This window comes from Cytobacillus oceanisediminis 2691, from assembly GCF_000294775.2.
Classification (GTDB): Bacteria; Bacillota; Bacilli; order Bacillales; family Cytobacillaceae; genus Cytobacillus; species Cytobacillus pseudoceanisediminis.
The window spans coordinates 4,462,221-4,472,878 of sequence record NZ_CP015506.1; the positions used below are offsets into that span (position 1 = coordinate 4,462,221).

The window sequence follows — 10,658 nt, forward strand, 5'->3', positions numbered from 1 at the left end:
CGATGTATCGCTGACGAAGCGGTTCCTTGTCCTCATTTCTGGAGTGATTTGGCTTATGACCCGGGAGCTAGGCGCTGGAGCTAAATGCAGATAATTTTTCATTAAAGTTATTTACAACGATATATTTTATAAATTACCAGACAACAAAAAACCAGATCCAATCGGATCTGGTTTTTTAGTGCTCAGTTATTATTTCTTCTATTCTCTTGATCGCACCCGGCTCGACCTCTTCGATCGAAGCTGCAGCCTGCTCCAGTGCTGTTTTATATTCATAGCTTCTGAATGAAGCTTCTGCTTCCTTTAACCCTTTATCAATAGATGGATATCTGCTTCTGTACCGATTTCCATATTGAATGACTTTCTCTGCTAAAAGAATCGTCTCAATCATATCACCCACTGAATCAGCAGCCTTATCAACAGTAAGCACAGCAACTTCAAGATATTGCTGAACCGCAGGAATATTCAATGGTTTCTCATCGAGTTTAGCCAGCACATTATCTATGCTTTCTTTCGCATCCTGGATCAAATATTTATATTCCTGGGAAACACCGGGCACATTGTTTTTGGAGATAAGCCTTATCGTTTCTGCCACTTTCTTGCTTAACTCTTTGACTTTTTCCCTGGCAGACATCTCGTCTTTTCTTAAGGCCTGGAGCATTTCCGCAAAGGCTGTCTGCTCATCTGAAATTTCCTCAATGTGTTCCTTGATTTCAGCAAGTTCTTCTCTCAAGACAGTATGGGGAGTACTCCCGTTATTAATCTTATGCTCCAGCACTTCGAATTTTTTGAAGAGCTGAGTTATTTTTTTCTCCAGGTGGATTTGAATTTCCAGATCCTTATCTGGAACATGATAGCTATGACGGATAGCCGTTATCTCTGTCTTAAGCTGATTATTCATATCTTTATTATTATAAAGCATGTTTCTTGTTGCATCATCCTGCTGGCTTAAGTAATGTCTGGCATGTACTTCCTTTTCGAGCAGATCATACAGAAGTTCAATATTATCTTTAATCTCTTCGACCCCTTTTTGAACTTCCTCGATTTGCGCCTGATCAATGGAGCCGGCATATCCTGTTACTTGTTCTTCAAGCCTCTCAATTTCTTTATCTAGTTGAAGGTGATCAAGCAGATACCCCTGATCCAGCATTTCCTTGTACCCTTCCCTTAACTCTTCCAGCTGGGAAGGGATCTTGGATTGACACTCAACCATCAGGTTTGGAATAGCTTCCATTTTAGCCTGAGAATCCTCAAGCAGCGCTTTGATCACTAGAAGGGTTTCACGAGCTTCAAGGTAATTGCCCTTCTCGGTTTTCTCATCGAATTCTTCAAATTTGGCCAATGCTTCATCCAGCTGTTCTTCAAGAATTTTTTCTGATTTACCGAATGTATGGCGATGCGCAAGCAGAGACTTTTTGCATTGGCGATACATTTCTTTCAGTTCTTCAATTTCCGCTCTATTTTTTTCTTCACTGCCTACCAGCTCATTCAATTCACTCAGCAGATTTTTTATGCTTTCTTCAATCTCAGTTAATCTCTTCTCTATTCTCTGCTGAACTTCCTGGGAATTCTTAAAGCGGTATTTATCGATGCTCTCTTCAGCATCAAATAACAATTCCTCCACATCAGGAAGCTGTGAAGTTACGATTTCATCCCATTCATTTCTCCATCGCTCAAATAATTCTTCTGTCTGGCCCGTCATATTAAGCTTTTTCACTCTTGACATCTCATCTAGAACTGGGCGATCCGTTATGTCCATCTTCCATGTTTCCAGCCTGTCAATTTCCTTATAATGTTTTTTCTTTAAAAAATAACCCGTGAGATATAGGCATAAAAGAATGACTATAACTCCAATTATGTATTCCATTTTAAAGCCCCCTGTTCTGTTCCCGAGCCAATATGTATATGTAAAGTTTTTATTTAAGAAATAACAAATGCCCGCAGGCGTTTCTTCATTTTCACATGTTATTTTCAATGCTTTTATGATACCATGTAAACGACATTTTTTGACTATTTATTTCATATTTTTATGAATTTCTTCTTTTATATCTTGTCTAAATTGCTATTTTCGGAAAATAACTGGAACATCCGTATTTTTTATTGAACTATATGAACTGTTCAAATACAAACAATTCGCTTTTTATAAAAGATTTCCTTCTTTATTTAAGAGATAAGTTAAAAAGTGACTTGAGTACTGTATTTTTAAAGTGAAACTTCAAACAGCGGGATTTCTTCCCCACTGTTTTTTAGTTGAGGCCCACAGGACAAGGAAGGCTACGGCAGCGATAGATCGCACGACCGAAAGCGGAAGCTTCTGGTAGGACGCGGTTTTCTTAGGCTTTGTTCTTCTTTCGGGCCTTTACGGGCAGTTTGACTCTCTCTATTCCTTCTAAAATACCTAGGCTCTTAAAGAGGGAGCTTTTCTGCCCGTTAGACTGCGAAAAACCTATGCAGAAAGGAAGTTCTCCATATGCTAAAAGACGGACACATCCACACTCCCTATTGTCCGCACGGGACAAAGGACGCATTTGAAGATTATGTTGAAAAAGCAATAAATCTGGGTTTTAAAGAAATTTCATTTACTGAACATGCTCCGCTCCCTGAGGGCTTTGAGGATCCCGCACCTGCTCGCGACAGTGCGATGCGCAAGGAGCATCTTGAGAAATACTTCACTGATATATCAAGGGTGAAAGCTGCCTATCAAGGAAAAATCAGGATTAATGCGGGGCTTGAAGTGGATTATATTGAAGGCTTTGAACAGGAGATCCGCAAATTTCTTGATATGAACGGGAGATATATAGATGACTCCATTTTATCTGTACACTTTCTAAAGCATGGAAGCCGCTACGAATGCCTGGACTACAGTCCCGATGTTTTTGCAAAGATGATCAAAGAATACGGTTCTATTGAAGCAGTTTATTTGAATTATTTCCGCACCCTGCTTTTATCTATAAAAGCAGATTTAGGGCCGTTTAAACCTGGAAGGATTGGGCATATCACCCTGGTGAAAAAATTCCAAAAAAAATATCCCGCTGATCGGGAATTTAGAGAGGAAATAAACCAAATACTTGATGAGGTGCAAAATAAAGGCTATGAACTCGACTATAACGGAGCCGGTTTCGCCAAGCCGTTATGCAAGGAGTCCTATCCTCCCGATTGGGCTGCAGAAGCAGCTGCCCAAAAAGGCATTTCACTGGTTTATGGGTCCGATTCTCATCAGGCAAAGGAAATGGGTCAGGGCCTTGATAGAATGAAACACCTTTAAATGCTTTTAGAGTACAGCAGCATAAGGTTTTCCAGCATGATTGCACAGGACTCCATCAACCCAATTGAAGATCTCCTTCGTGTATTTGTCTGCGAAATATTTTTCATGAGGAAATACATGCAGAACTTCAGCCATATAATGTGTGTTCAAAAATGGCATTGACAGGAGTCCTTTCAGCTGAACAATCATATAATTGGCTGAATGGTTACGAAACTCCTTTGTTTTCATTCCCCTTTCCAGCACCTTGCCAAAATAAAACTTTTCCTTTGCTAAATAAGTGGACATAATTTCCCTTACCACTTGGGAATCTATAGAAATTTCCCGGAGTATCAATCTTGTTAGATGGCTATGCTCAAATTGATAAACCATGATATTTTGCGCAATTTTTTTCAGGCTCAGAGCCGCCCCCTGCTCAAGAATTGAAAATCCCTTCTCTATTTCCTCAATATACCCTTCAAAAAATGCTGTAAAGCAATATTCAAGCAGCCCGTGTTTGTTATCGAAATAATATGCAATATTCGCTGGATTCGTCTGCGCTTTCCCTGCAATATCACGGATGGAAGTCCCGGAGAAACCTTTCGTATTAAATAAGGATATAGCGGCCGATACAATTGCCTCTTTTGAATTTTTTTTCATCTTTCCCGCCTCGCTTTCTTTTGTAAAGTCTCTGTTCATGTACATATGAGCGAATAATAAATTATGGGTTTATTCAAAAACGGATTTGTTGTGATAATTAAACATTCTTGCTAAAATCGTCTTATCCTTTTTAAAGTTCTCGACAATGTCTATCTATTTTCCTGTTCATCTGCCAGGAAATTCATATATCTTTTAGAAAGTAAGGTGAATTGTGATGTTTAGTGTCGAATCATACAAGGGAACCCGTGAAGAAAATTATCAATTATTGATTAAACAGCTCGCTGCTCTTCTTGAAGGGGAAACGAACAGCATTGCCAATCTAAGCAATGCATCAGCACTTCTTAATCAATTCCTGGACCGCACCAACTGGGTAGGATTTTACCTGATGGAAGAAGGGGAGCTTGTTCTTGGGCCATTTCAAGGTCTGCCGGCATGCGTAAGAATCCCCCTTGGTAAGGGTGTTTGCGGGACTGCTGCCAAGCAAATGGAAACAGTCCGTGTTGAAGATGTCCATCAATTTCCTGGACATATCGCCTGTGATGCAGCCTCACAGTCTGAAATCGTCATTCCGCTTGTCAAAGAGGGCAATCTTCTTGGTGTATTGGATATTGATTCTCCTGAAAAAAACCGGTTTGATGAACTTGACCAAAAATTCCTGGAAGATTTCTCGGAAGTACTTGTATCATTCCTTTAACGGAATAGCAAAAAGGAGATGACCGTATCTGCGACCATCTCCTTTTACTATTAAACTCCTTCGAGTGCCTGGGACAGATCATCCCTGATATCTTCAACTGACTCAAGCCCAACTGAAAGCCTCAGCAGCGTATCTTCAATGCCCATTTTTTCACGTGATCCCTTTGGAACCACTGCATGAGTCATAGTAGCAGGGTGCTGAATTAATGTCTCAGCATCACCAAGGCTCACGGCAATTTTAATAAGATTCAGCCGGTTCATAAATTCCTGGGCAGTCTCTTTATCCCCCTTTAGAGTAAAAGAAATCATCCCGCCGGGCCTCCTCATTTGTTTTTGCCCAATTTCAAAATCTGCATTATTGCTGTCTCCAGGAAAATAAACTTTTTCTACTTTTGGATGTGCCAGCAAATATGATGCGAGCCGTTCCGCATTGTCACAATGCCTGTCGAGTCTGACTGCAAGTGTTTTCAGTCCGCGCAGAAGCAGCCAGGCATCAAAAGGTGAAATAATGCCTCCAATGTCTTTTTGAGTCGTCATGGAGACTTTATCCAAAAATTCTTTAGAGCCTATTACAAGCCCGGCAACTACGTCACCATGACCTCCGATGTATTTTGTCGCACTATGAATGACAATATCACAGCCCAGTTCGATCGGATTCTGCAAATATGGTGAACAGAAAGTATTATCCACTACAACTGGAATTCCTTTCTCTTTCGCTGCTTCTGCAACCATACTCAGATCCACTAATTTCATTGTTGGATTTATTGGAGTTTCAACATAAATACAGGCAGTCTCCGGTTTAATTTCATCAAGCAGCTGCTGCTTTGATTCCATAGCTGAAAAATCATGGCTGATTTGAAATTTTTCCTCCATCATCTCCAGGAGTCCAAATGTACATCCATAAACTCCCTGAGAACATAAAATATGATCACCTGTTTTGGTTAAAGCAAACAGGACAGCTGAAACTGCAGCCATACCAGACCCAAAAGCAAGGGCTGCTTCTCCCTTTTCCAGTACGGCCATTCTTTCTTCAAGCATCTTAACTGTTGGATTGCCCAGACGGGAATAGATATACCCTTCTTCTTCACCGGAAAAACGTTTTTCACCCTGCTGTGCTGTCTCAAATGTAAAAGTTGACGTCTGGAATATTGGCGGTGCGAGGCTCCCTTTGAACCTTTCAGCATCGTATCCTTCATGGATGACCTGCGTCTCGAAGTTAAACCGATGTTTCCTATCCATTTTACCTCTCCTTTTCATTGCAAGCGCTTACATTATTATCTATAATAAACTTCTCTTTCAGCATATGATAATAGTATATTTTTTGAAAGTATTTTGTTTTGGAAAAATATCAATAAAGACTGCCTTTCCATAAGGCAGTCCTAGATAAATGAATCTGCAGCCGACTCAATGATCACTTTATTTTTCCCTGTGTTTTTGGCGGTATATAATGCCCTGTCAGCCCTTTTAAAAAGCGCTGCATATGAATCTTTTTTCCCCCTGCTCCAATACGAAATACCGCATGAAATGGTTACTTGGGGATCTGTGATTTGACATACCTTTCTGACAATCCGTTCAGCAATAAGTACTCCCGCCGACAATGAAACACCCGGAAGATAAAGAGCCAGCTCCTCTCCGCCCCATCGTGCGCCTATATCAGTGCTGCGGATATTGCTGTTAATTAAATTGGCAACTTGAATAATGATTTCATCGCCAACCTGATGTCCGTATGTATCATTTACCAATTTAAAATCATCTATATCCACAAGCATAAATGTTCCTTCATGATCTTCATTCATGGACTGATGAATCCGATCATCCAGATAGCTTCGGGAATATAGTTTGGTTAAGTGATCTGTTACAACCATCTTTTCAAGCTCTTCTCTAAGCATTGAATTGGTAAAGGCAAGCGTGGAATGATGAATCAAAGACTGAAGCAGCTTGAATGTTTCAAATGAAAAATGATAAGGAGAGCTATGCATGACAAGGGCAAATCCCTTTAATACTCCAGATTGGGCCATTGGAACAGCCATGATGGATTTATATAAACTTGCCGCACCCTCGAACTGTAAAGAAAAATCCCCAATAAAAAGAGACTCTTTCTCCTTGATGATCTTTTTCCTTATATAGTGAATATAGTCTTCTGCCTCTTTGGTTTGAAAAAATTCAGTACTGCCCTGGATTACATTCACATCGGCATTTTCAGAATTTATCAAGATGAAACCCGCTTCTTCAGCATCAAAGGAATGCAGAATCTGATCTGCCATGTAGTTCATGGTTTCTGTCAGCCGCAAATTCGAATTCAAGCGGTGGGAAGTTTCGTTAATTAATTGAAGGTCCGCTATCAATCGCTTGGATTGCTGATAAAGCTGCGCATTTTCCAGTGCACTTCCTGCAGTATTAGCCAGAAGTGTGATAAACTCAATTTCATTTTTAGGGAATATCATGGTATTAGGCGCAATGACCTGAAGTACTCCATAAACCCCCTGCTTCCCTTTTAATGGGGCATATAAGACAGAGCGCATTTCCTGCAGGGAATCTTCAAATTGAACTGCCCCTGTGACATATGCCTGCATGGCCGTGATGTTTTCGCTGTCATATTCAAGGTCTCTAATGGGCAGATCCCCATGATTATTGTTATCCTGGGACAGCAGAAGATAATAGGTAAAAGTGGGGTACATTTCCTGCAAAGTATAAATAATTTCCCCAAGCACCATATCCATATCCATTGAGGAATGGAATTTCTCCGTAACTCGATACAGCTGTTTATAACGTTTTTCTTCAGATGCAATTTTGGCCAGCCCCTGAGCTTTATCAAGAAATTGCCCGCATTCTTCGCTAAGCTCCTGAAATACTTTTTCTGTATAGGAATGAAAACAGCCTGATTCACCTGATAAAATCATGCATCCCAGCAGCTTGCCTCTCTTTACAAGAGGAATCATGATTTGTTCTTCCTTAATCTCGGTCCTTAAACTCTGCAACCCTCTGTTTTTGTTAGCCCATCTTTTTAAATCACCTGAAAAAGCAGGTGAAAGCAAAGCATCCGGGTTCGTGGCAGCTTCTGCAAAAAACTCCTGTTTCCATTCATTAAAGACGTACAGAGTTATTTCATCCGCTCCGGTAAGGGCTTTAATGGAAGAGAGCATTTCATTCAGTAATTTTTCATAGTGAAAGAAACCGTTCTCCGTATCGATAATGTCAAAAAAGCGGCTTTTTAAACTAAGTATGATTTGGTGTTCAAGTGTATCCATCTTTATTATCACCTATCAAATGTCTCAGATCATGAATCTTTAAACCAATAAGGTATATTATAACGGACTAGAAATTAATATTTTGAGCATACATGTGGCTATTTCGTTTCAACTTTCCTATATTCATATTTTTAAGAAAAGTAATCGCAGCATAAAATACACATTAAAATAAAAAAAGCGAAGCCGCATTCCTATTAATTAAACAATTCCAATTTTTTCTTTATTATATCATATCTTGCTAATGGACTCGTTATTAAGTTTTCTAATTCAAGTGAATTATGGCACAGGACAAAATCTTCGCTTATAATTTAAACATCCTTAAAAAATGAAGGAGTAAAAATAAAATCAACTTGACTTTTATCCTCTAAAAATTATATAATATTCCTTGTGTAAAATATTGCAGCCTATGTGAGCACCTTGATGCACTCATTTTGTTCCTCAACCAGAGTTTTCTGGGGATGGGGTACTGTGTAACCCTCTGCTGCTAGGGCGAAGGTACATGAAAACAAAATGGACATGATTGTTGTGCGCATCTGTTTCTGTTTTTATTTTACCCAAATAAAAACACAAAAGGAGGAGTCTTAAATGGCTCGTTATACTGGTCCAAGCTGGAAATTATCCCGTCGTCTTGGAATCTCTCTAAGCGGAACTGGTAAAGAATTAGAAAAGCGTCCTTACGCTCCTGGACAACATGGTCCAAACCAGCGCAAAAAATTATCTGAATACGGATTACAATTGCAGGAGAAGCAAAAGCTTCGTCATATGTACGGAGTAAATGAGCGTCAATTCCGCAATTTATTCGATAAAGCTGGCAAAATGCCTGGTAAGCACGGTGAAAACTTCATGATTCTTCTTGAATCACGCCTTGACAACGTGGTTTACCGTTTAGGTCTTGCACGCACTCGCCGTCAAGCTCGCCAGCTAGTTAACCATGGTCATATCATGGTTGATGGATCTCGCGTTGATATTCCATCATACCGCGTAGCACCTGGTCAAACAATTACACTTCGCGAAAAATCTCGCAGCCTTGACATCGTTAAAGAAGCAATTGAAGTTAACAACTTCGTACCTGACTTCGTATCTTTCGATGCAGACAAGCTAGAAGGAACTTTCACTCGCATGCCTGAGCGTTCTGAACTTCCAGCTGAAATCAACGAATCTCTAATCGTTGAATTCTACTCTCGTTAATAATTTTAAAACTGCCGATACATTTCGGCAGTTTTTTTGTTGTCCGGAAAACTCTGAGATAATCTAAAAGCCCTCCGTCAAAGGAGGGCTTTTAGATTAGTATTTAATTAAGAAATATTTCTTCTTTCCGCGGCGAATGACAGTAAATTGGCCTTCAATCTTATCCTTATCAGAAAGAGTGTAGTCAAGCTCCGTTATGCGTTCGCCATTTACTGAAACAGCGCCATTCGTCACATCTTCACGTGCCTGGCGTTTGGATGGGGAGATTTTGGCAGCAACAAGCAAATCAACGATCCCCAATTCTCCTCCTTCAGAATGCTCATAAGATGGAACATCCTTAAAGCCTTGTTTTATCTCTGAAGCCGAAAGGTTTTTAATTTCTCCGCTGAATAACGCTGCTGTAATCTTTATAGCCTGTTCCAATGCTTCATCTCCATGAATCATGCGTGTCATTTCTTCAGCAAGTGCTTTTTGGGCTTTGCGGAGATGCGGTTCATCTTGAACAGCTTTTTCAAGGCCTTCAATTTCTTCACGGGATAAGAATGTAAAGAACTTAAGGTATTTGATTACATCCGCATCTGCTGTATTAATCCAGAACTGGTAAAACTCATAAGGAGATGTTTTCTCCGAATCAAGCCAGATTGCTCCGCTTTCCGTTTTGCCGAATTTTGTTCCATCCGCTTTCGTAACCAAAGGTATGGTCAGGCCGTATGCCTTTGACCCTTCAGGCGCCATTTTGCGGATGAGCTCAAGGCCGGTTGTGATATTCCCCCATTGGTCGCTTCCGCCAATCTGCATTTTGCAGTTATGATTCTCATATAAATGAAGGAAATCCATGGCCTGCAGGATGGTGTATGTGAATTCTGTAAAGGAAATTCCCGTTTCCAGTCTGGAAGAAATGGTGTCTTTAGCGAGCATGTAATTGACTCCGACATGTTTCCCGTAATCACGCAGGAATGTAACAATATCCATGGACCCTGCCCAATCATAGTTGTTAACCATGATTGCACCATTTTCACCTTCAAAATCAAAAATTCTTTTTAGCTGGTTCTTTATGCAGTTCACATTATGCTGTACAGTTTCCAGCGTCTGCAGCTTCCGCTCTTCGCTTTTACCGCTTGGATCTCCAATCAGGCCAGTGGCCCCGCCTACTAGAACGATTGGACGATGGCCTTCCTTTTGAAAGCGCCTTAATGTCAAAAACGGCAACAGATGCCCAATGTGCATGCTGTCAGCTGTTGGGTCTACACCACAGTATAAAGAGATTGCTTCTTTACCGAGAGTGTTCTCAATGCCCTCTTCATCTGTCTGCTGATAAATAATCCCTCTCCATTGCAAATCTTCAAGTAAACTCATCTTAACTCCTCCTATTTAACGGCTATTTTCAAGGCATTAACAGGGAATCACCCATACAAAAAAACGCCCCTGCAAATATGCAGGGACGCATGATCGTTTTTGCGCGGTACCACCCAAATTGAGGACAGCTGTCCTCCACTCTTTCAGAATAACGGATAATCCGTCCACTGCTATAACTGCTGGGCAGGTTGACAGTGAAAGCTCAGGGAGGTAATTCATACTTCTATTTGTACCGGCTCGCAGCGAACGCCGGCTTTCTGAAACAGGGATAGAAG

8 protein-coding genes and 1 other annotated feature (1 of these 9 only partly in view) are annotated in these 10,658 nt (G+C 40.5%); of the genes, 3 read left to right on the forward strand and 5 right to left on the reverse strand.

Annotation, left to right across the window (positions count from 1 at the left end):
- Window positions 1–175: 175 nt before the first annotated feature.
- Window positions 176–1,864 (reverse strand): septation ring formation regulator EzrA, encoded by a 1,689-nt coding sequence (ezrA, locus tag A361_RS22395; RefSeq protein WP_009333308.1) that lies wholly within the window; start codon window positions 1,862–1,864, stop codon window positions 176–178.
- 603 nt (window positions 1,865–2,467) lie between these two features.
- On the opposite strand from ezrA, the gene hisJ reads away from it, so the two are divergent.
- Window positions 2,468–3,262 (forward strand): histidinol-phosphatase HisJ, encoded by a 795-nt coding sequence (hisJ, locus tag A361_RS22400; RefSeq protein WP_019383056.1) that lies wholly within the window; start codon window positions 2,468–2,470, stop codon window positions 3,260–3,262.
- 6 nt (window positions 3,263–3,268) lie between these two features.
- Here the strand turns inward: hisJ and refZ are convergent, their stop codons facing one another.
- Window positions 3,269–3,898, reverse strand: coding sequence for a forespore capture DNA-binding protein RefZ (gene refZ / locus A361_RS22405; RefSeq protein WP_019383055.1), 630 nt, complete (start codon window positions 3,896–3,898; stop codon window positions 3,269–3,271).
- Between the two features lie 214 nt (window positions 3,899–4,112).
- Between refZ and A361_RS22410 the strand changes: the two genes are divergently transcribed.
- Window positions 4,113–4,592 carry a GAF domain-containing protein gene (locus tag A361_RS22410; RefSeq protein WP_009333314.1) on the forward strand — a complete coding sequence of 160 codons (480 nt, stop codon included), beginning with the start codon at window positions 4,113–4,115 and terminating at the stop codon, window positions 4,590–4,592.
- A 50-nt stretch (window positions 4,593–4,642) separates the two neighbouring features.
- On the opposite strand, the gene megL is transcribed toward A361_RS22410, so the two are convergent.
- Window positions 4,643–5,830 (reverse strand): methionine gamma-lyase, encoded by a 1,188-nt coding sequence (megL, locus tag A361_RS22415; RefSeq protein WP_009333315.1) that lies wholly within the window; start codon window positions 5,828–5,830, stop codon window positions 4,643–4,645.
- Window positions 5,831–5,970: 140 nt separating this feature from the next.
- Window positions 5,971–7,839 carry a diguanylate cyclase domain-containing protein gene (locus A361_RS22420; RefSeq protein ID WP_019383054.1) on the reverse strand — a complete coding sequence of 623 codons (1,869 nt, stop codon included), beginning with the start codon at window positions 7,837–7,839 and terminating at the stop codon, window positions 5,971–5,973.
- 585 nt (window positions 7,840–8,424) lie between these two features.
- Here A361_RS22420 and rpsD point away from each other — a divergent pair.
- On the forward strand, window positions 8,425–9,027 hold the full coding sequence (rpsD, locus tag A361_RS22425) for a 30S ribosomal protein S4 (RefSeq protein ID WP_009333317.1): 603 nt from the start codon (window positions 8,425–8,427) through the stop codon (window positions 9,025–9,027).
- Between the two features lie 96 nt (window positions 9,028–9,123).
- Here rpsD and tyrS read toward each other — a convergent pair whose 3' ends face one another.
- Complete coding sequence (tyrS, locus tag A361_RS22430; protein ID WP_019383053.1) at window positions 9,124–10,383, reverse strand: tyrosine--tRNA ligase; 1,260 nt, start codon at window positions 10,381–10,383, stop codon at window positions 9,124–9,126.
- A 78-nt stretch (window positions 10,384–10,461) separates the two neighbouring features.
- Window positions 10,462–10,658 (reverse strand) — a binding site (T-box leader) (it continues 29 nt past the right edge of the window).